This window comes from Xanthomonas fragariae (assembly GCF_900183975.1).
Classification (GTDB): Bacteria; Pseudomonadota; Gammaproteobacteria; order Xanthomonadales; family Xanthomonadaceae; genus Xanthomonas; species Xanthomonas fragariae.
This window is the reverse complement of record NZ_LT853882.1, coordinates 3,040,167-3,061,234: the sequence shown is the minus strand read 5'-3', so window position 1 is coordinate 3,061,234 and position 21,068 is coordinate 3,040,167. Positions and strand designations below refer to the sequence as shown.

General features: G+C 60.0%; 17 protein-coding genes and 9 pseudogenes. 17 read left to right on the top strand and 9 right to left on the bottom strand.

Translation table 11 applies throughout. The features are described from left to right. Nucleotides 1–104: 104 nt before the first annotated feature. The 4 genes from PD885_RS14195 to PD885_RS14180 all read left to right on the top strand — a co-directional run bounded on the left by PD885_RS14195 (nucleotide 105) and on the right by PD885_RS14180 (nucleotide 2,609). Nucleotides 105–635: a hypothetical protein gene (locus PD885_RS14195; protein ID WP_002811357.1), complete on the top strand. Its 531-nt coding sequence runs from the start codon at nucleotides 105–107 to the stop codon at nucleotides 633–635. 30 nt (nucleotides 636–665) lie between these two features. Beyond that, the gene (locus PD885_RS14190; protein WP_108773690.1) at nucleotides 666–1,340 is read left to right on the top strand and encodes a cupin domain-containing protein; all 675 of its coding nucleotides are present in this window, start codon (nucleotides 666–668) and stop codon (nucleotides 1,338–1,340) included. A 43-nt stretch (nucleotides 1,341–1,383) separates the two neighbouring features. Next, entirely contained in the window at nucleotides 1,384–1,908 is a 525-nt protein-coding gene (locus tag PD885_RS14185) for a hypothetical protein (RefSeq protein WP_002811354.1), read from the top strand. Between the two features lie 116 nt (nucleotides 1,909–2,024). After that, nucleotides 2,025–2,609 carry a hypothetical protein gene (locus PD885_RS14180; protein ID WP_082244309.1) on the top strand — a complete coding sequence of 195 codons (585 nt, stop codon included), beginning with the start codon at nucleotides 2,025–2,027 and terminating at the stop codon, nucleotides 2,607–2,609. Nucleotides 2,610–2,708: 99 nt separating this feature from the next. Here PD885_RS14180 and PD885_RS14175 read toward each other — a convergent pair. Next, a pseudogene (locus PD885_RS14175) lies at nucleotides 2,709–3,662 on the bottom strand (MFS transporter); the annotation flags it as partial. A gap of 62 nt (nucleotides 3,663–3,724) precedes the next feature. On the opposite strand from PD885_RS14175, the gene PD885_RS14170 reads away from it, so the two are divergent. From PD885_RS14170 to PD885_RS14155, 3 genes and pseudogenes are all read left to right on the top strand, one after another. Further along, nucleotides 3,725–4,869, top strand: a protein-coding gene (locus tag PD885_RS14170; protein WP_088056946.1) for an IS3 family transposase whose coding sequence is annotated in 2 segments (ribosomal slippage) — nucleotides 3,725–3,962 and nucleotides 3,962–4,869 — 1,146 coding nt in all. Because the reading frame shifts where the segments join, the coding sequence is not laid out codon by codon here. A 343-nt stretch (nucleotides 4,870–5,212) separates the two neighbouring features. After that, nucleotides 5,213–5,506, top strand: a pseudogene (locus PD885_RS14160) (XAC0095 family protein); the annotation flags it as partial. Between the two features lie 86 nt (nucleotides 5,507–5,592). Continuing rightward, on the top strand, nucleotides 5,593–5,775 hold the full coding sequence (locus PD885_RS14155; protein ID WP_002811345.1) for a hypothetical protein: 183 nt from the start codon (nucleotides 5,593–5,595) through the stop codon (nucleotides 5,773–5,775). A 135-nt stretch (nucleotides 5,776–5,910) separates the two neighbouring features. On the opposite strand, the gene xopQ is transcribed toward PD885_RS14155, so the two are convergent. Further along, nucleotides 5,911–7,257 carry a type III secretion system effector XopQ gene (xopQ, locus tag PD885_RS14150; protein WP_162138791.1) on the bottom strand — a complete coding sequence of 449 codons (1,347 nt, stop codon included), beginning with the start codon at nucleotides 7,255–7,257 and terminating at the stop codon, nucleotides 5,911–5,913. A 422-nt stretch (nucleotides 7,258–7,679) separates the two neighbouring features. Between xopQ and xopAV the strand changes: the two genes are divergently transcribed. After that, nucleotides 7,680–8,375, top strand: a complete 696-nt coding sequence (gene xopAV / locus PD885_RS14145) for a type III secretion system effector XopAV (RefSeq protein WP_231895693.1) — start codon at nucleotides 7,680–7,682, stop codon at nucleotides 8,373–8,375. 107 nt (nucleotides 8,376–8,482) lie between these two features. Here the strand turns inward: xopAV and PD885_RS14140 are convergent, their stop codons facing one another. Then, nucleotides 8,483–9,112, bottom strand: coding sequence for a TetR family transcriptional regulator (locus PD885_RS14140; RefSeq protein ID WP_002811339.1), 630 nt, complete (start codon nucleotides 9,110–9,112; stop codon nucleotides 8,483–8,485). A 186-nt stretch (nucleotides 9,113–9,298) separates the two neighbouring features. Between PD885_RS14140 and PD885_RS14135 the strand changes: the two genes are divergently transcribed. Beyond that, nucleotides 9,299–10,078, top strand: a complete 780-nt coding sequence (locus tag PD885_RS14135; RefSeq protein ID WP_002811337.1) for a histidine phosphatase family protein — start codon at nucleotides 9,299–9,301, stop codon at nucleotides 10,076–10,078. Beyond that, entirely contained in the window at nucleotides 10,078–10,947 is an 870-nt protein-coding gene (locus PD885_RS14130) for an NAD(P)H-hydrate dehydratase (RefSeq protein ID WP_002811336.1), read from the top strand. The genes PD885_RS14135 and PD885_RS14130 overlap by 1 nt, the downstream gene beginning before the upstream one ends. 111 nt (nucleotides 10,948–11,058) lie before the next feature. Here the strand turns inward: PD885_RS14130 and PD885_RS14125 are convergent. The 5 genes and pseudogenes from PD885_RS14125 to PD885_RS14105 form a co-directional block, all read right to left on the bottom strand. Then, nucleotides 11,059–12,508, bottom strand: a pseudogene (locus PD885_RS14125) (glycoside hydrolase family 15 protein); the annotation flags it as partial. A gap of 6 nt (nucleotides 12,509–12,514) precedes the next feature. Next, entirely contained in the window at nucleotides 12,515–13,321 is an 807-nt protein-coding gene (locus PD885_RS14120; RefSeq protein WP_088056944.1) for an IS5 family transposase, read from the bottom strand. Nucleotides 13,322–13,358: 37 nt separating this feature from the next. Continuing rightward, a pseudogene (locus tag PD885_RS20875) lies at nucleotides 13,359–13,711 on the bottom strand (trehalase-like domain-containing protein); the annotation flags it as partial. Continuing rightward, nucleotides 13,708–14,610, bottom strand: a complete 903-nt coding sequence (locus tag PD885_RS14110; RefSeq protein ID WP_002811326.1) for an SDR family oxidoreductase — start codon at nucleotides 14,608–14,610, stop codon at nucleotides 13,708–13,710. The pseudogene PD885_RS20875 and the gene PD885_RS14110, both read right to left, overlap by 4 nt. 422 nt (nucleotides 14,611–15,032) lie before the next feature. Continuing rightward, a pseudogene (locus PD885_RS14105) lies at nucleotides 15,033–16,014 on the bottom strand (SDR family oxidoreductase). Here PD885_RS14105 and PD885_RS21450 point away from each other — a divergent pair. The 4 genes and pseudogenes from PD885_RS21450 to PD885_RS14095 form a co-directional block, all read left to right on the top strand. After that, nucleotides 16,009–16,146: a hypothetical protein gene (locus PD885_RS21450; RefSeq protein ID WP_156775348.1), complete on the top strand. Its 138-nt coding sequence runs from the start codon at nucleotides 16,009–16,011 to the stop codon at nucleotides 16,144–16,146. The pseudogene PD885_RS14105 and the gene PD885_RS21450 overlap by 6 nt on opposite strands. A gap of 59 nt (nucleotides 16,147–16,205) precedes the next feature. Beyond that, nucleotides 16,206–16,310: pseudogene (locus PD885_RS20870) on the top strand (alpha-ketoglutarate-dependent dioxygenase AlkB); the annotation flags it as partial. 289 nt (nucleotides 16,311–16,599) lie between these two features. Beyond that, on the top strand, nucleotides 16,600–18,309 hold the full coding sequence (locus PD885_RS14100) for an FAD-dependent oxidoreductase (RefSeq protein WP_002811323.1): 1,710 nt from the start codon (nucleotides 16,600–16,602) through the stop codon (nucleotides 18,307–18,309). Continuing rightward, nucleotides 18,306–18,569 (top strand): annotated as a pseudogene (locus PD885_RS14095) (ubiquitin carboxyl-terminal hydrolase family protein); the annotation flags it as partial. The gene PD885_RS14100 and the pseudogene PD885_RS14095, both read left to right, overlap by 4 nt. A 51-nt stretch (nucleotides 18,570–18,620) precedes the next feature. Here the strand turns inward: PD885_RS14095 and PD885_RS14090 are convergent. Next, a complete protein-coding gene (locus PD885_RS14090) occupies nucleotides 18,621–19,367 on the bottom strand; it encodes an EAL domain-containing protein (RefSeq protein WP_040762866.1) in 747 nt (248 codons plus the stop codon). 149 nt (nucleotides 19,368–19,516) lie between these two features. On the opposite strand from PD885_RS14090, the gene PD885_RS14085 reads away from it, so the two are divergent. From PD885_RS14085 to PD885_RS22790, 3 genes and pseudogenes are all read left to right on the top strand, one after another. Then, nucleotides 19,517–20,155 carry an HD domain-containing protein gene (locus PD885_RS14085; protein WP_002811317.1) on the top strand — a complete coding sequence of 213 codons (639 nt, stop codon included), beginning with the start codon at nucleotides 19,517–19,519 and terminating at the stop codon, nucleotides 20,153–20,155. Nucleotides 20,156–20,379: 224 nt separating this feature from the next. After that, a pseudogene (locus PD885_RS22115) lies at nucleotides 20,380–20,713 on the top strand (IS3 family transposase); the annotation flags it as partial. Then, nucleotides 20,710–20,889, top strand: a pseudogene (locus PD885_RS22790) (IS3 family transposase); the annotation flags it as partial. The pseudogenes PD885_RS22115 and PD885_RS22790, both read left to right, overlap by 4 nt. Between the last annotated feature and the right edge of the window lie 179 nt (nucleotides 20,890–21,068).

The window sequence follows — 21,068 nt, the reverse complement described above, 5'->3', positions numbered from 1 at the left end:
CCCCTTCACCGCCAGTTGAGCAGCCCGGACCGATCAGTCCTCCAGGTGGGGGCGGCACTCCTCCGCCAATAGCGCCGGAATACGATCTCAACTTCACGCGTGCGTTGACAGCGGAAGAGTCTGCCGCTCTGGTTAAATTTGACGATGCAATCTACTTTGTTAAAGACTCTATCAGCTCGCTTCCTGATAACGCTTATATGCAAATGAGCGATGGTTCAACCGTGCAGATGTCTGAAATCAAGAGTCTGATGCTCAATGCAGACTATAAGGTAAACGAAGCGGGCACTAGCTATAGCAATGGGTTTGCGACTGGGCAGTCCGACTATAACAACGGAGATCCGCAAATATCAATAAACATTGACACCATCAAGGGGTATTCTGATCTAATGGGAGGGGCGAATTTCTTGGTGATGCATGAGCTGGCACATAACGCAGCAGCTGCTCGAACCCTTTACCAGAACCTCTATCAAGATGGTTTTACCAATGCTGAGTTCAATCAAAGTGAGAAATTTGCCAATGATATTGTGAGGGGTGTTGCAAATTATCTCAGCATAGGCGTGCTCGGTCCCAGTGATACAAAGGTTGTTGGTGGATATAGTGAGGTAACTCCGACTATCGTTGTTCCAACTCCTTGATTTTACATTCGCGTTAAAAAGGTGCTTTCGATGTCCATAGTTAGGGTTGCCTTAAATTCGATTTGCGTGCTTATGCTTGCCGGCCTAGCGGTCGGGCAGGCCCGGTCAAATGACCAACGAGACAGTGCTGCTAGGGCTTTATGTTCAGAAAAGTCTCAGCTTAAAGACAATTTCTATGTGGAGGGCGGGAGTGCGAATTTGGTAGTCCCCCTAGCCAAGGTAAGTAAGGTTGACAATGTCCGAGTTCATGCAATCAAAGGCACGTGTGCTCAATTTGATGACTATTATTCTGGTGATACCTACTGCCTGTCCACCAACCTAAAAATTCAGGCGAAGCCAGGGATTATTGGTGATATAGATCCTCGTCCCGAGAAGATTGATAAGGGTAATTCTCTTGCAGCTAAAGATGGTGCGCTGTCAAAGGGCGTATTGGTCGATTCAATTCTCGTATCGCCATCACACGATCACTCAGACGACAAATACGTGGGAGCCTGGGTCACTAATGGTAAAACGCGCCTCATGACGTATTCAAAAAACAAATCAGGACTTCCGAAAAAGGGAGAGGCAATTGCCGAGATCGATGGTCAAGTAGTTTCACTGGCTCAAATCGGTGCGCTGCACAGGGTTGACCAGGGGACTCTTTATGCTTTGGTCAAAGGTGACTCTTCCTTGTTGTCGGTTGCTTTAGATATTTATCGCCTGTAGATCAGGTTGAAATTGAATTGCGTGCTTATTTGAGAGGCCAGTAATGTTGGGCGTGTACAAAGGTCTTGCGGTTACATTGCTGATGGCTGTCTTCTGCACAAGCGCCATTGCGGAAGATGGAATTTCAGGGCTCGCCATGGATGAAATAATTGGTAAAATCTATGATCCTAGTGAGCCGGTTAGCTATGAATTTTTTCGCGAAATTGGACTCAGTGATTTCCATCAGGTGAGTTCAAGTCGATCATTGAACATTGCTTTTCGCTCAAAGGCGTTCAAGACGCGGGATCAGTATGCGATCTCCTTTGTTGAGTTCAGGGTCCCGCCTGAACTCGATAAAGGAGTGAGTTTTATGTATATGGAGCTCGCTCCTGGGCGCTGTTATGAAGTGTCTAAGATCAAGCAGAAATTTGCGCTCACCCCATACGTCCTGCCACCCAATCCCCATGCGCCACTCGCCGACGTTAGTAAGGATGTCTTCTATAAAACTAATCTTGGTGAAACGTCGGTGTATGTAAAGGCGAGTTCGAAGGGCGAGTGCTTGCTTGGTCTCACGAGAAGTCGAAACTGATGAGGTCCGCTGGTGCTAGCCAATTAGGCATCTAATTGGTTAGCGCTAATCTGGGCCGATACCTGGGCAGGCTTCAAGACAACACTTGAAGCGCTTTAAATGCAATGAGGGCTGTAATGAAATTTTATAAGAGTAGTGTACGGTCCTCAGCTATCGTGGCCTTTTCTATTTTAGTATCGGCCCCATTCTGTGGTGACGCGTATGGTTCAGAAAAATTGCTTGACGAACTGGTCTCGCTATTCAGTAGCGGCGTTATTGTTGAAGAGTCTCAGGTCAATAAATTAATTAGAGCCGGCAAGATCGAGATTGTCAGAGACGAGCCCCTTCGTCGTCACTATCGAGTTTCATTGAATGATCGGAAGTCACAGGCAACAGCGTTGAGCTTCGGCGTTCATCGCAGTGATGAAAGCTCTCAGGCTTGGACAGTAGCTGCCCTGGCTGTAATTTTTGCTGACAAAAAAGCCCGAGGCTGTGAAAGATATAGTGATATCGTAAAAAAATATGCTTTTGTGGAAGGCATACGTGAGCCTCGGGCCGTGATAAAAAATGCAGCTTGGACTCAGCCAGCGACATTGACGAAAGGGCCGTATAAAATCTATGTCTCGACGACGGACGTGACCTCGCCTTGTGCTTCTGGGCTGACGGTTTCGATGAGTCTGACTGATGGTTTGGATGCTGTCAATCAAACGTCAAGCAAATAGTGTTCATTTTTGCACCGGCCTGTGCATAACGAATGAGCTCACGCGTTACATGTTCTGTAAAGAACCCAAGGTCATTGCAAGGCAACAGCGTGATGGCACTTACGGCTCGGGTCGCTCCTTCAAGTTGTTCCGAATGATGAGCGAGTAGACGAGGAGGGCAGGCACGCACGTCAGGTAGATGCCAATGAAGAAAGTGCCATAGCCTTGGCTTTGTCCATAGCGCGTGGTGAGATAAGCCACTGCAAGGCCTGAAAAGCCGGCAAGCACCCTGCCGAAGATGGAGTAGAAGCTGGTTAGCCATGCGTAGTGCTCACCTGCTCGTCCAAGCGTGACCAGCTTTGACATATAAGCAACCAATGCGATGCCGGTATAGCTACTGGCAAGGTTTTGAAGAATTACGCTAGCCCAAAGCAGTTCAGCAGACTGCTCGTTCGACGAAAGCGATGCAAGAACGAGGAGGGCAAGGACTTGGAGAGCTGCGCCAACAAGGATGGTCGTGCTCAAGGACATGCGCTTCAAGCTTGTGCCTGCAGCCAAAATTCCGAGGAAGGCTGCTGGGATCCCAAGCCAGATATGCAGGGATCCGACCACGCTCTTTCCAATGCCGAGGGCATAGAAGAACGGATTGATCATGGGACCCAGAACAATATCCGGTAGGCGATAGCAGCTGATGAAGACGACCACCGCGATCCATCCTTGGAGCGTGGATGGTCGAAGTGATATCAGTGGAGAGCCCTGCTTATCCGCACTCGCGCGATCTGGGGTGAGAACGCTATCGGGGGCAGATCGCAGAAAGAGCGTTCCGCAGATGGGCACCAACATCAGGGGCAGCAGAAGTGCATAAGCAACTTGCCAGGACAGCCGCGCTGCGAGCAGGAACACCAGGCCGTCGCTCAACAGCAGAGCAATGCGGTAGCCAAATTGATAGGCGGTGAGGAGCTTGGCTGGCTGCTGGTGCACCGCCTCCTGTTCGATGCGAAATGCATCGACTGAGGCATCCAGGGTCGCACCGCCAAACGCGGCTGCGATGCAGCTCAGTGCAATGAGCGGAATGATACGCCCAGGGTTTCCTAGACATCTCAAGGCCATGGAAAATGGTCAATTCGGAGGTGTCTATGAGCAGCAAGCGGTATACGGATGAATTCAAGATCGAGGCGGTCCGGCAAGTGACCGATCGTGGTTTCAAGGTAGCAGAAGTCGCGGAGCGACTAGGTGTCACCACGCACAGCCTCTACGCCTGGCTGCGCAAGTTCGGCAAGCCTGGCGTGGTGCAGCGCGCCGAGGTGGACCAGAGCGCCGAGGTTCGGCGGCTGAAGGCAGAGTTGCGTCGAGTGACCGAGGAGCGCGACATCCTAAAAAAGGCCGCCGCGTACTTTGCCAAGGGGTAAGGGCAAAGTACGCCTTCATGCAAGCCCACTGTGGGGAATTCAGGGTGTGTGCGATGTGCCGGGTATTGCGAGTCAACCGGTCGGGCTATTACGCCTGGTTGTGCTCGCCCAACAGTGAGCGCGCCAAGGAAGATGAGCGCTTGCTTGGACTGATCAAGCACCACTGGCTGGCCAGCGGCAGTGTCTATGGGCATCGCAAGATCACCAGGGATCTGCGCGATCTGGGTGAGCGTTGCAGTCGCCATCGGGTGCATCGGCTGATGCGCACCGAGGGACTGCGTGCCCAGGTGGGCTATGGTCGCAAACCGCGCTTCCATGGAGGAATGCAGTGCAAGGCGGCGGCCAACCTGCTTGACCGACAGTTCGACGTGACTGAGCCGGACACGGCCTGGGCGAGCGATTTCACCTTCATCCGCACGCATGAAGGCTGGATGTACCTGACTGTTGTGATCGATCTGTTTTCCCGGCAGGTCGTCGGCTGGGCGATGCGCGATCGGGCCGACACCGAGTTGGTCGTGCAGGCCTTGTTGTCTGCGGTGTGGCGGCGCAAACCCAACGCTGGTTGCTTGGTTCATTCGGACCAAGGGTCTGTCTACACCAGCGATGACTGGCGCAGTTTCCTGGCGTCCCATGGCGTGGTGTGCAGCATGAGTCGGCGTGGCAACTGCCACGACAACGCACCCGTGGAGAGCTTCTTCGGCCTGCTCAAACGCGAGCGGATCAGGCGACGGACCTATTCCACCAAGGACGCCGCTCGCGCCGAGGTATTCGACTACATCGAGATGTTCTACAACCCCAACCGCCGCCACGGTTCAACTGGCGACCTGTCCCCTGTAGAGTTTGAACGGCGCTACGCGCAACGAGGGTCTTGAGTGTCTACGGAACCCTGGGCGTATCAGTTGACTGGGACTCGCCGGCTGAAGAGAGCTGACTCGTTCAAGCAACTTGACGCGCCGCCTGACGGGTAGCACGATCACCTCACGGAGCCTCGAAACTCCGCAGACAGCGGTAGCCACCTCCGACAAACCGGTGGGTTTTTTGTGCCTGCATCTTTCTGCAGGTGCAACCGGCGCGATCCTCTGCGTCGGGAGGGCGGCTAATACAACACCCGCAAGGGGAATACGCCCGCCGGCTGTCTGCGGTTTCGAGCCTCCCGACTTCCCGTCCGTCGCCTTTGCGGCGGGCGGGCTGATTCCATGGAATGAGGAGCGGGCCATGTCGGACGATGTACGAGATGCGCAGTCACACTCGGGCTACTACCTGCCAGACGGTGCGCAATACCGCTTGCAGCAACTACGCGACCACATGCGCTTTCTGGCGCGCCTGGCGCAGCCACGCACGCAGGCCGAAGAGCAGTTGCGGCAGCCAGCCATCCGCATGGACGAGCTGGCGTGCTGCCTGGAGCTGCTGGCCGAGCAGCTAACGCAGGCACTGGCACAAGTGCGGTGGCCTGCGCGGCTGGAGTCCGACGCCTCTGACAGCGAGTGTGCTGACGCGGGGGGAGGCCATCTGAGCCGGCCGGTGATGGCATCCCCCCCACCCGCAGGCGGGCAGGGGACGGCATGCAGCGTGATGGGTTTGCCTTCTGTATCACCGTGGAGCAGGTAGATGCGCTGGATCAGTTGGTGCTGCCCATCGCCGCCCATGGCGATGTGATCGCTAGCGGCAACGCCGATCGGCTGGACCGCTGCAGCTTGCCCGGGTTGGGCAGCGAGACCTTCGATGCTGCCGGCGCCATGCGCACCCTTCTGGACCAGTTGGAACTTCAGCGGCTCTGATGACCCGGTCTTGTCTGCTCCCTGCGCCCATGGCGCCTGCGCGCATTGGCGTGGCAGACACAAGAGCCGCCCGTCGCTGCGTGCAGCGGCCGATCTACAGAACCCGGTGTAGTGCTTCAACAGAATAATCGATCATCATTCTTTCGTGGCAAGCGCCGCTTTTGCCAAGGCAGACATCAACAGTTTCGCCTTTTCTGGATGCTTGACTTCATTGTCGCTCACCTGCTCCACAACGCTGAATCCATCGGCGTGTATCTGCCTTGGCGTGAACAGCATCTCCGACGCGCCGGGAACCGATGCCAGCATCGTCAGCGGGTCGTACAGGTTGAGTTTGGTGACCTTTGGCCAGATCTGGTCGAACGCAGTCGCTTTTTCTGCAGCGTCTTGCTGGCCATTCACCTGCGTTGGCGCGCCTGCGGTGAATGTGCGGAAAAACCATGCCTCGTCCAGGCCCGGAAGCAACCCTGCCTGGATACCGTCCCACAAGCCGTTCAATGCGTTTTTCTGCACGTCCTTCAGGTAGCGGCCTACTGAGTGCCCATTCTCTGCCAAGCTTTCGTAGAACGCCGGCGACACCGCTGTTTTGTAGGCTGCCTCCTTGGTGACGATGCGCAACGGAATGCGCAGTTGCTGTGCTTGCCGATAAAGACCACGCGCCGCGTCCAGATCTGTCGCATTGTTGTAGGCGCGCGCGTCCGGCTGCACATAGCCGTGTGCGTCCTTGACCGGCTCGACCCCACCCATGATGGTGATGTTCTTGACGCGTTCGCGCACAAGATCCGGATGCGCCTGGACCAGCGCATTGGCGTCGGTCATGCCTGCAATCACCACCATGCTCAGCCCCTGCGGTGTCTGCATCAGGCGGTCCTTCATCGCCTCCAGGCTGTTGCTGCAAATCTCGCCCGATTCCGCGCGCAACGCACGGCCTTCCTGCAGGAATTTGGCATGGTCTTTGGCCTGCGCCGCACGCATCTGGTAATCCTGCCCACGCGATACACGCACGTCGGGTAATTGCAGGCGGTTGAAGACACCTTTGGCGAGCCGGGCGCGTTCCTGGCGCACGTCCGCATCGCCCAATGTCACTGCAACGTCGGTGAGGCGCACAAAGCCCGCCACTTGCAGTTGCTTGCCGATGGTATAGGTGACCACATCGTCAGGGTCCTTGTTCGGATCGGTAAACAGCACCGTGTCGCGCGGTGTTGCCGGCGTGTGGAAGGTGAGCTCCCGCAACACCGCCGCTTCGTCGGGCGTCAGACGCGTATCGCCTTCAGCCCCGAGTTGCAGGAGCATCCGCCGCTGTGTTGCCGTCAGTGGAGGGGCACTGCGTGAGCGCTTGAGTACAGAAGCGGCGGGGCGGCTTTTCCGCGGCAGTGCCTGCAGCAAGCCGTCGCCGATCTCCGGGCAGGCGAGGTGATTGCCTGTTGACGCAGTGGCAGTGCGCTCACCGGCGTCCTCGTGCCTGTTCTGAGCGCTCAGATGCATGGGGGTCTTGCGTTGATGCCTGATGGAGTCCATCTGCTCTCCTCGTGCCGACGCCGATCAATGGGAGATCACTGTGGACAAGGCTCCATCTGCCCGGGAGATTGATAAGCGAAGTGCGCTACCACAGCCCGAAGCGACGATTTCTTCTATGCTTGCCCAACATAAAAGTGTGATGGGTGTCTATTTGCGTGGCCGCGTGATAGGCGATACGGGTGTTATGCATCGATTGGGCAATGCAGTTCTATCTGTTTCGCCAGAGGCCAAGATTTTTCGGGCGTCGGCCGGGGCGCAATGGCGTTGGAGTGGAATACTGGTTACTCACCGAACCGCTCGAGAGGTGATACATGCGTCCTATGCCATTGACGTCAGCGACACGTAGACCGGTCAGGCAAGATCACAAAGATGTGCCGGCCGAAGCTGGCGTGGGTTCCACGTCGCAGGCAGACGATCCGCAGGTCAACACACAATTGGCGCAACGCCTACCACGGCCGCCAGTACGTGCGGCGCGGCTTAGAGAGCCAAGAGAAGCAAGAGAGCCGAACAGGCGCATCGGCGTCCGGATTGCGAGTCGTGGGCTGCAAGTGGCAGGTGCTGGTTCCAAGCTGGCTGCCTTCATTTCCGTCGCGAATGCATTGCAGATTCCTTTTACAGGGGCATATGGCCACGCGACAGATGATGCATGGTGGAAAAACTATTCAAAGTGCCTGGTTGTGCCAGTTATGGCCTCGCTTGGGGCGGTGGTTGCGATGTCCGCAGTCGGGCACTTGGCGGCCTGGTATTTGCAAGCACAACAGCAGCCACCTTTCACACAGACAACTGTCAAAAAAGCAGCTAGAGCGCGTGAATTAGGAATCACTGAGGAATGTTTGGATGCCGCCATTGAAATGGTCACCATGCTCGACACAGATACTCCCGCCCCTGAAATGAACGAAGGGGAACGGAATGCGCTGGCCATGGATCTTATGCACCTGGCAACGGCAGATCGTTCCGTACTGCCTTCTGAACTCTGGGACGTCGCCAGTGGCGTTGGCGACGATGCCTATGCGTTGGTTAATGGTCTACTGTCGGCTGCGCGCAGCCGTGCGTCTGCGGAGGCCTCTGCATCGTCCTCTAGCTGAGCGCCCTCTTGGCGCCTCTTAGCGGGTGTCTGGGTACTTTAGAATGAGCGCGATGCGGCCTATGGCGCGGTGAGTGGCACCGCGCATGGGCCAGCTGTTTTTCGGGCCTACACGGGCGCCGACTTCAAAATCCCCGACAAACTCTCACGCAATATCAGTTGCAAATGCATGCGGTTGAGCTCCATGCCGGAGGTCATCACGGTATGCAATCCGCCGCACATGGCGGCGACGGCGTAGACGCGGGCCTGGAATTCCTGCTCGCTGCTGGCGGGGTCGGCGTGCCCGCGGAGCAGGCGCTTGAGCAGAGCACTGAGGTGTTCGATCAGCGATGCGCTCTGGCGGCGCATGAAGGCGTCCAGCACCGGCTCGCGCAAAGTGGCCAGGTGCAGCTCCAGGTCGATGCGGGTGCGCTTGATGTTGATATCCCGCAGCAGCCATTCTTCAAGCAGCCCGGCGATGAAATCCACTACGTGCACATTGGCCGGGCGTTCGACCAGCCACATCTGGCGGATGGCGCGCATGTAGTTGCGTTCGAGCAATGCGCGCACCAGCGCATCCTTGTCTTCGAAACGCTGCAGCAGGCTGCCGCAACTGACCTTTGCGCGCTCGGCGATCAGTTCGAAGCTGGTGGCGCCCAGGCCGATGGCGTCGATGCATTGCTCGGTGGCGTCCAGCACCTCTTCCAGCAGCAGTTCTTCTCGCTCTTTCGCCGTGCGCAGCATCAGGACGTTGGACATGGGCGGCAGGTTGGCGGTGGGGGCTGCAGTATACCGGCGGGGCGTCACTCACCCGTTGGGTTGGCTTGTTGCCATGCCATCGGTCATGGGTAGCTGCGCGTGTTGCTTGAAAATGCGTGTTGCCGATGCGGCGATCGACCGTTTTTTCACGGCCGCTGTGCGACATGTGGGTCTGGATTGCAGGAGATGCATGTGAGTGAGAACAGTGCGGTTGCCGGGGTGTCGGCGCAGTGGCCGGCGCGGTTGTGGGTGGTGCGGCATGGGCAGAGCGCGGGAAATGTGGCGCGCGATGCGGCCGAGTCCAACGGGGCGACGCTAATCGCGCTGGAGCATCGCGATGCGGATGTGCCGTTGTCGGTGTTGGGCGAGCGCCAGGCCGAAGCCCTGGGTGCGTGGGTAGCCGAGTTGCCCGAGCATGAGCGGCCGACCTTGATCCTGAGTTCCACTTATGTGCGCGCGCGCCAGACCGCGGCCGCGGTTGCGCGTGCGCTGGGCCAGCCGGTCGCGTCGGTGAGTGTGGATGAGCGCTTGCGCGAGAGGGAATTCGGCGTGCTCGACCGTTACACCACCGCCGGCATCATCGCGACGTTTCCGGAGTTGGCCGAGCAGCGCAAGTTGGTGGGCAAGTTTTATTTCCGCCCGCCCGGTGGCGAGAGTTGGTGCGATGTGATCTTTCGGCTGCGCGGCATCGTGGGCGATCTGCAGCGCAACCATGTGGGCACGCGCGTGTTGATCGTGGGGCATCAGGTGATCGTCAATTGCTTGCGCTATCTGATCGAACGTATGGACGAGGCCGCCATTCTGGGCATCGACCGCGAAGGCGATGTGCCGAACTGCGGCGTCACCGAATACGCGGCCGCTGCCGATGGGCAATCGCTGGAGCTGGTGCGTACCAAGTTCGTGCCGCCCGAGCGGGCCGATGCGCCGGTGACCACTGAATCCGATCGCCCGGCCGGAGCACGCTGATGGCCGCCGCACGTATCCGCACGCTCACCGCTGCTGCTTTGCGCACGATGCCGCTGCCATCGCCCGGCGGCGACAAGGAGCAGCGCGGGCGCGTGTTGATTGTGGGTGGGTCGATGCGCGTGCCAGGCGCGGTGTTATTGGCCGGCGAAGCAGCATTGCGCGCGGGCGCGGGCAAGTTGCAGATCGCCACCGCGGCAAGCCTGGCAGCGGGCATGGCATTGGCGGTGCCCGAAGCACTGGTGTTGGGATTGGCGCAGAACGGGCAGGGCGAGATTACGCGTGGGCATCGTGCGTTGGATGCGGCCTTGGCCGGATGCGACGCGGCGGTGATCGGGCCGGGCATGGCGCCGTCATCGATCACGGCTGCGTTGGTGAAGCGCGCAGCTGAGAAGGCGATGTGCACGTTGGTGCTGGATGCCGGGGCGTTGTCGCGTGGTTTGCGTGCGCCGATTGGGCGGCCGTTTGTGTTGACGCCGCATGCAGGCGAAATGGCCACGTTGGCCGGTGATGACAAGGCGGCGGTGGAAGCGGCGCCAGATGCGTACGCGCTGACCTTTGCGAAGAAGATGCGCAGCGTGGTGATCGTCAAAGGTGCAGACAGTTTTATCGCTGGGCCGGATGGTGCGTTGTGGGTGCATCGTGGTGGCGTGTCCGGATTGGGCACTTCCGGCTCGGGCGATACGTTGGCCGGCTTGATTGCGGGCTTTGCTGCACGTGGGAGCGATGCGTTGACCGCTGCGTTGTGGGGCGTGCTCGTGCATGCAACGGCCGGTAGGCAGTTGTCCAAGCGCATTGGCACGGTGGGGTTTTTGGCGCGTGAGATTCCGGTGGAAGTGCCTGGGATTCTTGATCGATTGTCGCGCGGGTGATCAAAGCCCCCTCTTCTTGGGCGATGCGTGTGTCCAGGTCAGCCAGATCTTGTGCCGTTGGCGCAGGCTGGCATGCGCTTGTGCGTGCAGCTGTGTTACGGCGCTTGGCAGCTACTCGCCATCTACCGCAAGCGCTGCATGAATCAACGCCAAGTGGCTCAAGCCTTGCGGTAAATTTCCCAGCGCTTCACCGGTGCTGGCATCCATCATCTCCGGCATCAGGTCGACGTCGTTGCCCAGGCGATCCAGCAGGCGTTCGAACAGACGTTTGGCCTCGGTGCGGTCGCCGAACAGGCCGTAGGCTTCAACCATCCAGAAAGAGCATGCGATAAAAGCGCCTTCGCGTTCTTGCATGCCGCTGTAGCGATGCACCAGTTCGTCGCTGCCCAGTTCTGTGCGGATGGCATCGCGTGTAGAGATCATGCGTTCGCGGCGCGGGCCGCCCAGGCCGAAGCGCGAGGCCAGCATCAGGCCGGCGTCCAGGTCTTCGGTGCCGGCGTAGAACGTGTACGACTGTTTGGCCTCGGACCAGCATTGCATGTCGATCCATTCCAGGATGCGTGCCTGCTCGCGCTCCCAGCGTGGCAGCATGGCGGTGGAGAGATGGCCGGCCTTGGCCAGCTCGCTGGCGCGGCGGAGCGCGAGCCAGCATTCCACCTTGGACATGGTGTAATGCTCGTGGATTTCCAGTTCCCAGAATCCGGAGTCCTTGCGCATCCAGGTGTCCGCACATTCGTTACCGAGCTCGAATAACTGGCGGGCGGTTGCTTGATCCAGGATGTGGCCGGCGTCGAGAAAGCGCGATGCCATTTCGAAAATATCGCCGTACAAGCACAACTGCAACTGGGTGTTGGCAGTATTGCCCACGCGCACCGGGCGTGTGCCGCGATAGCCGGGAATATCGATCTCGCGTTCGTCCGGCACCAGCTCGCCATCGAGGGTATTGCAGGGGCGCTCGCCGGGGCGATGGCGGCGGATGGTGCGCATCAACCAGCTAAATGCGGCCTTGGCATCAGCCAATGCGCCCACGCGCAAAAACGCCTTGGTGGTGTACGCCGTATCGCGCACCCAGGCGTAGCGATAGTCCCAATTGCCGTTTTCGTCGATCTGCTCGGGTAATGCAACAGTGACCGCTGCAGCGATGGCGCCAGTAGGAGAAAACCACAGGAACTTCAGCGCCAATGCCGAGCGCACGACCTCTTCGCGATACCCGCTGTCGTAGCGCAGGTTGCCGCTCCACTGGCGCCACTCCGCATCGCTGCGCTCGATGCGTCCGTCGATGTCTTCCAGCGCAGGAACCGGCATCAGCGGCCAGCAATGCGACCACTTGCGTATCGCCTGCGCGGATGGCAAACGTGGCGTGCACGCCGCGGTCGTCGCAAAGCGAGATGGTCGCTGCGGCTTCATCAAAGCGCAGCATCGTCATCACAGGGCCGACGTGATGCACGCGGCCATTAGGTGTTTCGCTTTGCCAGGGCGTGGCCTGGCCGGCACGCGTGCCGGGGTGGTAGATCAGATCGAAAACGACCTCGCCTTCGACGCCTTCGATGCGTCGTGCTAGAGCGTGTTATGAAATTTGAAAGAGGGTGGCTGCATTTCCAAGCATCAGGATCGTGAAGACGACGAAGTGCAAACCGGCCAAGGTTTCCGGCAATCGCTCGTAGTCGCGTGCCAGCCGTCTGAAACGATTGGCCCATCCGAAGCTGCGCTCGACAACCCAACGGCGCGGCAGCAAGACAAAGCCTTTTTTCGCTTCTTGCAGCTTGATCACTTGCAACTCAATGCCTTCTTCCGTGGCCGCCTGCGCCGGTTCTTGACCGGTGTAGCCCTGATCAACAAAGGCGATCTTGACCGTTTCACCGGTCACGTGTTGTACCTCTTGTGCCAACGATCGGACTTGCGCGCGCTCCTGCTCATTAGCCGGCGTCACCTGGACAGCGAGCAGATGTCCAAGCGTATCGACGGCCATGTGTACCTTGCTGCCTTTCTTGCGTTTATAGCCATCGTATCCAGCACGCGGCCCGCTTTCGCAGGTGGACTGCAGCGTGCGAGCATCGAAAATGACCGCGCTCGGCTGGCCTTTTTTCCCTTGCGCCACACGCAAGAGTGAGCGCAGATCACTGACCATGGCCTCAAAGCAGCCCGCTTGCAGCCAGCGCTGTGTTTGCTGATACACCGCTTCCCAGGGCGGAAAATCGTTGGGAAGCAATCGCCATGGTGCGCCGGCGCGCGCGATCCACCGCAGTGCGTTGAACATCGCGCGTAGCTCATACTTGCGCTGCGGTGCCTGCACGTCCATCAGCGTCAAATAGGGAGCCGCAAAGGCCCATTCTTCGTCGGAAATATCGGTGGAATAAGGCTTACGAGGCTTCATCCGTATACGTTAGCGTGACAAGGGCAAAGTTCATAACACGCTCTAGTTCCGACCACGGTAAGCGGCCGGCTTCGCCGCTGTTGAGCGATTCGGTCAGGCGTGCAATGCCGTGTTCGGTCGTAAAGGTGGTTTCGAGGATGTTGCTGCCGTCGCGATATCGGCGTTGTGCGTGCTGCAGGCGTTGCGGTGTGAGTGCGAAATAGCCGCCTTCGCGAGCATCGAGCAGGCGATCGAACAACGGTGGCGAATCCATCTGTGGCACGCGCCACCAGTCGATGCTGCCGTCTGCACCGCACAGGCGACCGAACGGCCATCGCCGATCGCCGCATACGCAGCGATCGGCAAGGTGCCTGTGGCATCACGTTGAAACTGTGCGTCGCGGTGGCTCAAGACAGCAACAGGCCGCCGGTGGCACCGAAGACTTCGCCAGTGACATAGCTGGATTCCTGCGACGCCAGGATGACGTACAGCGGCGCCATTTCCACCGGCTGGCCGGCACGCTTGAGCGGCGTTTCCGAACCGAAATCGGGAATCTTTTCCGGTGGCTGACCACCGCTGGGCTGCAGCGGCGTCCACACCGGGCCGGGCGCAACCGCGTTGACACGGATGCCCTTCTCGGCAATCTGCTGCGCCAGCCCTTTGGTGAAGTTGACGATGGCTGCCTTGGTGGAGGCGTAGTCGAGCAGAGTGGCCGAGGGCTGATACGACTGGATCGAGCCGGTATTGATGATCGATGCGCCCGACGGCAAGTGCGGGATGGCTGCCTTGCACAGCCAGAACATCGCATAGACGTTGGTCTTGTAAGTGGCGTCGAACTGCTCGGTGGTGATGTCGGCAATGTCTTTCACTGCGGTCTGCTTGCCGGCGATGTTGACCAGCACATCCAGGCCATCGAGCTCCTGCACGGCACGTTCGACCAGTTCGGTGCAGAACGCTTCGTTGTTCAGATCGCCCGGCATAGGGATGGCTTTGCGGCCTTCAGCCTGGATCAGCTGCACGACTTCGGCAGCATCGGACTCTTCTTCCGGCAAATAGTTGAGCACGACGTCGGCACCTTCGCGCGCAAACGCGATTGCAGTGGCGCGGCCGATACCGGAATCTGCGCCGGTGATCAGCGCCTTGCGGCCCTTGAGCCGGCCAAAGCCCTCATAGCTCTGCTCGCCATGGTCGGCTTGCGGCTGCAACGCGTGGATGGATCCGGGCGCGTGCTGGGTCTGTTCCGGGAATTGCGGCTGCGGAAACTGGGTCAACGGGTTCTGCATTTGGTACTGATTCTTGGCGCTGGACATGCACGGTCTCCTGCATTGGGCGATAGCAAGATACGCAACCAGGCTGCGTATCGATCGACACCAGTGTGGGAACCATTACGATGCGCACGGGTGAACGAATGTTGTGCATCATGTGAACGCGTGGGGCGCATGCAGCAGGCGTGTGTCGCGTGATGAACGCGTCGCTTCACCAGGCATCAGCCAACCGGCAGGCATGCGAAAAATACAGTGTGCAGGAATCGATGGCGCGGTAGCGGCTGGCTGGCAGCGGGAAAGTCGAGCAATGCGTTGGCGTTGGCGTTTGCGTATTACGCAACCGTGGCCGAGCTGGCTATCCGCATTACGCGCGATTGATGCGCTTGGCGTGGATATCCGGCCTGGTTTGAGCAAAGCACGCACCACGCGCTCCCGGCATGGGCCGAGCTGAGTGCGAACGTCAGCCGCTAACGACGCCGCAACGCCAACGCCGCCAAGGTCGCGGCCGTGGAGGCTGCCGCACCGATCATCACCTTGTTACTTGTCGAGCGCGGCCGCGCCGCAGCACGCCTGCGGTAGCCACCATCGATGCCGCCGGCAATGATGGGCGGCCCGAACACATTGCCGCTGGAGCGCGCCACGCGTGGAGACTGTGCAAAGTAGCGCTGGAATAACCGATTCATGGCGCGCGCCAACGCATGCGGCGCCAGCGCATGGCCTACGCGCATTGCATAGGTCGCCGCGCCCAGCACCACGGTGTTGCGTGGACGATCCAGCAGGCGCACGACCGCAGCGGCCACGGTGCGCAGGTCTAGTATGAGCGGCGGCCCGGTGACGCGCCGCCCCACGTAGTTGGCGCCGTGTGTCAAACCCGGTGTGTCGACGAAGTACGGGTACACATCGCAGACATGGATGCTGGGGGTATTCGCTCAGTTCTGCACGCAGTGCTTCGTAGAAGCCGCGCTGGCCGAACTTGCTGGCGCTGTAGGCGGCAGCGAATGGTGTGGACGCAAAGCCGCCGGAAGAGATCATGTTGACGAAGACCCCGTGGCCTTGCTCGATGAACATCGGGATGGCCGCGTGTGCGTCGTGCATGCGGCCCAGCAGATTGGCGTGGATCACCGCCGCGCTGGCTTCGATCGGCACCTCATGAAATTTACCCACCGCGCCGACGCCGACATTGCCGAACCACAGATCGACGCGGCCCAGGAAACTCCGCGCGCTGGCGGCCAGCGCTTGCACCTGTTCGACATGCTTGACGTCGGTGCGCACAACCAATACTTCGGCGCCATGCGCACGGCAGCGTTTGGCGATGGCATTCAACGCGTCTTCGTTGCGAGCGGCCAGCAGCAGGCGTGCGCCTTGTTCGGCGAACGCTTCAGCGGTGGCCTGACCAATGCCGCTGGAAGCGCCCGAAATCACCACGTGGGCAGCAGGGGTGCGATGCATACTGATGACTCCATCGAAATCAGACAGGCATGCTTAATCATGATGGGTGAACAAGGCGCGGCGTTTTGCGTACCGCAGCGTGAAGCTGAACTGGTCGCAGTGGCGCTGTGCGTGACGAGACTGTTGCGCTGAAATCCAGCGCATTGCCCGCATATCACGCAGATGGATGAATTCGACGTTCCCACAGCGGCGCTCCCAGTGCTGGGTGGCGCATCAGCGTGGTGAGTTGCGTGCGCCCGGCCGAACGCATGGCTGCCGGGCAGCACGGCCGGCATTGGGAGCCGCCGCAGCATTAGCGCGTGTTATGCACTTTGAGGTGAACGCAGTCGTTTTGTTGGCCACTACTAAATGCGCACGGTTGTGGTTGATTGCCTGGGTTGCGCTCGGTAAGCCGACCACGCATTCGACGGTTTCGCCGACGGTTTCGCCAAACGCATTGCGAGCCGTCAAACCTGCGCCGCATCTGCTCGCGTGCGCTTGCTGCACGTGCGATGCATGTCGTAGCCGGCATTGCGCGATTAGTTGTTTGCCATCGTCATCACCGCTGGCCATGCTTGCATGTTGTCCCGTCAGTGTCGCCGATCCATGCCTTTGGACGATACCCGCCACCATCAGATGTTTCCCGAGCTGGACTTGGCCCAATTGGCGATTACGCGGCGCTTCGCCAGCGGGTCGGCAAAGCGCTTCAGTGCCGGCGAAACTGTGTTCGACGTGGGTGATGCGCACGCGCCTGTGTGGGTGGTGCTGGACGGCGCCATCGAAGTGGTGCATCGCGACGGGCTGGGCAATGAAAAGCCGATCATGCTCCACACGCCTGGTCAGTTCACCGGCGAGATCAGCCAGTTGGCAGGGCGCGCGTCGCTCGCTGCCGGCCGGGCCGGGCCGGATGGCTGTCTGGCGTTGCCGTTCGACACCGCGCATCTACGCGCGCTGATGATCAGCTCGGCCGACGTAGGCGAGGTGGTGATGCGTGCGCTGATCCTGCGCCGCGTTGGATTGATCGAAGGCGATGCCTCCGGCTCGATGTTGATCGGCGAGCCGGACGATGCGCATCTGACCCGTTTGCAGGGGTTCTTGACTCGCAATGGCTACCCTAACACGGTGATCGATGTTTCCGATGAAGAAGGCCGCGCGCTGGTCGATCGGCTGGGCATCCAGGAGCACGACTTGCCGGTGATGGCCTGCCCCAGCGGCCGTGTGCTGCGCCAGCCCAGCGATGTCGAAGCGGCGCATTGCCTGGGCATGACGCCGGACATCGACCCCAACAAGCGCTACGACGTAGCGATTGTGGGTGCCGGCCCGGCCGGTCTGGCGACGGCGGTGTATGCCGCGTCCGAAGGTTTATCGGTGCTGGTGCTGGATCAGCGCGCCATCGGCGGGCAGGCCGGCGCCTCGGCCCGTATCGAAAATTATCTAGGCTTTCCGACCGGAATTTCGGGCCAGGCGCTGGCCGGGCGTGCGTACAACCAGGCGCTGAAATTCGGCGCCGAACTGGCCATCCCGATTGAAGCGGCCACGCTGGAATGCGGGCGCGACGATGGCGCGTTGACGCTGGATCTTGCCGACGGCAAACAATTGCTGGCTAGCACCGTGGTCATCGCCTCGGGTGTGCGCTACCGGCGCCCGGACATCGAAGGGCTGGATCGCTTCGAAGGCCATGGCGTGTCGTACTGGGCATCGCCGGTGGAAGCGCGCCTGTGCGAGGGTGGTGTGGTGGTGTTGGTCGGTGGCGGTAATTCTGCAGGCCAGGCGGTGGCGTTTCTGGCGCCGCGGGTCAAGCAACTGCACCTGATCATTCGGGGCGATGGGCTGGAAGCGTCGATGTCGCATTATCTCATCGAACGCATTGCCGCACTGCCGAATGTGCAACTGCATACCGGCACCGAAGTCTCCGCGCTCGAAGGCGACCCGGAGCGCGGCCTACACGCGGCGGTGCTACGCACCCGTGCCGACGGGCAGACCATGCGCTTGGAATTGCGGCATCTGTTTCTGTTTGTCGGCGCAGACCCCAACACCGATTGGCTGCAGAACTGCGTAGAAACCGACAAGCGCGGCTTTGTCATTACCGGCACCGCGCGTGGCGATGGCATGCCGGCGTGTTGGCCGCTGGAAACCAATCGCCCCGGTGTGTTTGCCATCGGCGATGTGCGCGCCAGCTCGGTCAAGCGCGTGGCCGCCGCAGTGGGCGAGGGCGCCGCAGTGGTCGCGCAGATTCACCAGTATCTGGCGCGCCAGGCCGACCCGGTGCCCATGTCCGAACTTGCCAGCGCCAACCAGGAGTCCACCACCTCATGAGCGACCACTGCGCCACACCGCGCAGATTGCCGAGGTCGTGTCGAGCGCGCGTGGCTGCGAACAATGCCTGGCCATCGATAGCCCATGGGTGCATGTACGCCTATGCCGCAGGTGTGGCCACCGCGCATTGCCATGCCACCGGCCACCCAATTATCGAAGTCTACGACCGACCCGAAGGTTGGGGCTGGTGCTATGTAGACGAGGTGGAAGTGGAGCTGCCGGGTAAGACATCGCAACTCGGGCCAATTCCGCGGTCCGTGTGTGACGGCACGGTAGCGCCGCTGGGAATCGGGATTGGGAAGTCGATGCATTCACTCTGGCCAATGGACCTGCGGCAGCGCGCCGATTTGCGGGTGGGCGAACAGGTAGCCTTGTTGCAGGCGGATGCCCATGTCGCGCAGGGTGCGGCATTCGTCGGGGTGTTCGATGCCTTCGGCGATCACCGCGATGCCGAGTTCTTCGCACATGCGGGTGACGTGGCAGACGATGGCTTGGCGGCTGAGGTCGGTGTTGATGCCGCGGATCAGGGCCATGTCCAGTTTGAGCAGGTCCGGTTGGAAATCGGCCAGCAGGCCGAGCCCCGAGTAGCCGGCGCCGAAATCGTCGATGGCGGTTTTCATGCCGCGCGCCCGATAGGTGCGCAGGATCGAGAGCAGATGTGCCGGGTCGGCCAGGCGTTCCTGCTCGCTGACCTCAAAGATGATGGCGTCCAGCGGCCAGCCGTATTGTTCGGTGGCCGAGAGCGTGGCGCGCAGGCAGTGCTCGGGGTTGTAGACCGCGTTGGGCATGAAGTTGATCGACAGCAATGTCGGAAGCGCGATCTGCGCTGCGCATTCGATCGCCTTGACGCGGCAGACCTGGTCGAAGGCGTAGCGGTTGCGCTCATCGACGGCGGCCAGAATGCTGCCGGCCGATTCGCCATTGACCCCGCGCACCAGTGCTTCGCTGGCATAGATGCTACGGGTGGACACATCGACGATCGGCTGGAAGGCCATCGTGATCGCGGTGGGAAAGTCCTGTCCATCGCGGCAGGCGTTGCAAACGGAAAGCATAGGCATGGCTGAGCAATCGTGCGGCGTGGGGCTACCCTAGTCCTATCGGAGGCAACAGCGCGTTATCGCGTCTGCACACGTATCGTCGCGGCATCCTCACTCCGCGCGTGGTCGGGCTCGGCGATAATGTGTCCATCGCTCGCATCGGACGCCCCATGACCGCTCTCACCGAACGCTACGCCTTGGCCGTGGACTACGCGCGCATCGCCCATGCCGGGCAGGTGCGCAAGGGCACGCAGATCCCGTATCTGAGCCATTTATTGGGCGTATCGACGCTAGTGCTGGAATGCGGCGGCGACGAAGAACAGGCCATTGCCGGCTTGTTGCACGATGTAGTGGAAGACTGTGGTGGCGGCCACGAAGCATCGATCCGCGCGCAGTTCGGCAATGCGGTGGCCGACATCGTGATGGCATGTACCGACGCCACTGCCGAAGACAAGGCCGAGGTGGACAATACCCGGAGTGCGCGCAAACGCGATTGGCGCGAGCGCAAGCTCGCCTACTTGGACCATCTGCGCAAGACGCCGGAGCGTGCGCTGCTGGTGTCGGGCTGCGACAAGCTTTACAACGCGCGGACCATCGTGCAGGACCTGGAAAACCCTGCCGTGGGCCAGGACATCTTCAACGTGTTCACCGCCGGGCGTGAGGGCACGCTGTGGTACTACGGCGCGCTGGAAGAGATTTTCCGCACCCGCAGTGCCGCCACCGCACGGTTGTTCAGTGGCGTGGTGACCCATATGCAGGCGTTGGCGCACACCGGCGAGCAGCCGGTGCCAGCGCACGCGCTGGGATAATGCGTTTGCAAGATGTGGCAAGTTGGACGTCGCCGCTGATCGGCCGCAAACGCTGATATCGGCTGCATGCCGCGCGCTAAGCGAGTGCATTGTCGAATGCCGGTTTGCTAGATATTCAGTCCCGGCATTAGATGGATCGGATTTGCTGAATCGCCCCGGCTTTCCTAGACACCTTGCGGCCATAATTCACAACGACTCCATCACCCACGCATCTGGCGGCAATCGATCAGGCGTCCGAACTGCGACGGGTCAAGTCGGAGTTGCGGCGGGTCACCGAAGAGCGAGACATCCTGAAAAAGGCCGCAGCGTACTTTGCCAAGCTGTCCGGGTGAAGTACGCGTTTATGCTCGACCATGACAGGAATTTCGCCTTCGAAGCATGTGTAAGGTGTTTGGCCTGCATCCCAGCGGGTACTCCGCCTGGCGGAGCGCGTGGGTGTCGACACGGGCCAACTATGACGCGCGTGTCCTGGGCCTGATCAAGCAGTTCTGGCTGGAAAGCGGCGGGGTGTATGGTTGCCGGAAGATCACCCGTGATCTGCGTAACTTGGGTGAAACGCAGTCGCCGAGAGCGTGTTCCAATTCCTCAAACGCGAGCGCATCAAACACAGGATTTACGTGACTGGCGATGAAGCCAAGTCCGACGTCTTCAACTACATCGAGATGTTCTACAACACCAGACGGCAGCACGGACACAATAGGGGGCTGTCTCCGGTCGAGTTCGAAAAGCAGTAATCAAAATGAGGTTTCGGGGTGTCTACAGAAGCCGGGGCGATTCACTTCGCAATGGCCCTGATTGAATGCAGCGACGCGCATTCTTCCGTCTGCGCTGCGTCTGACCGATGTCTGCTGCTTCATTGCGCTGTTCGAAAGCACGCTGCCAGATGGCACGTTTCGCAGTCTGGGGGAGTTAT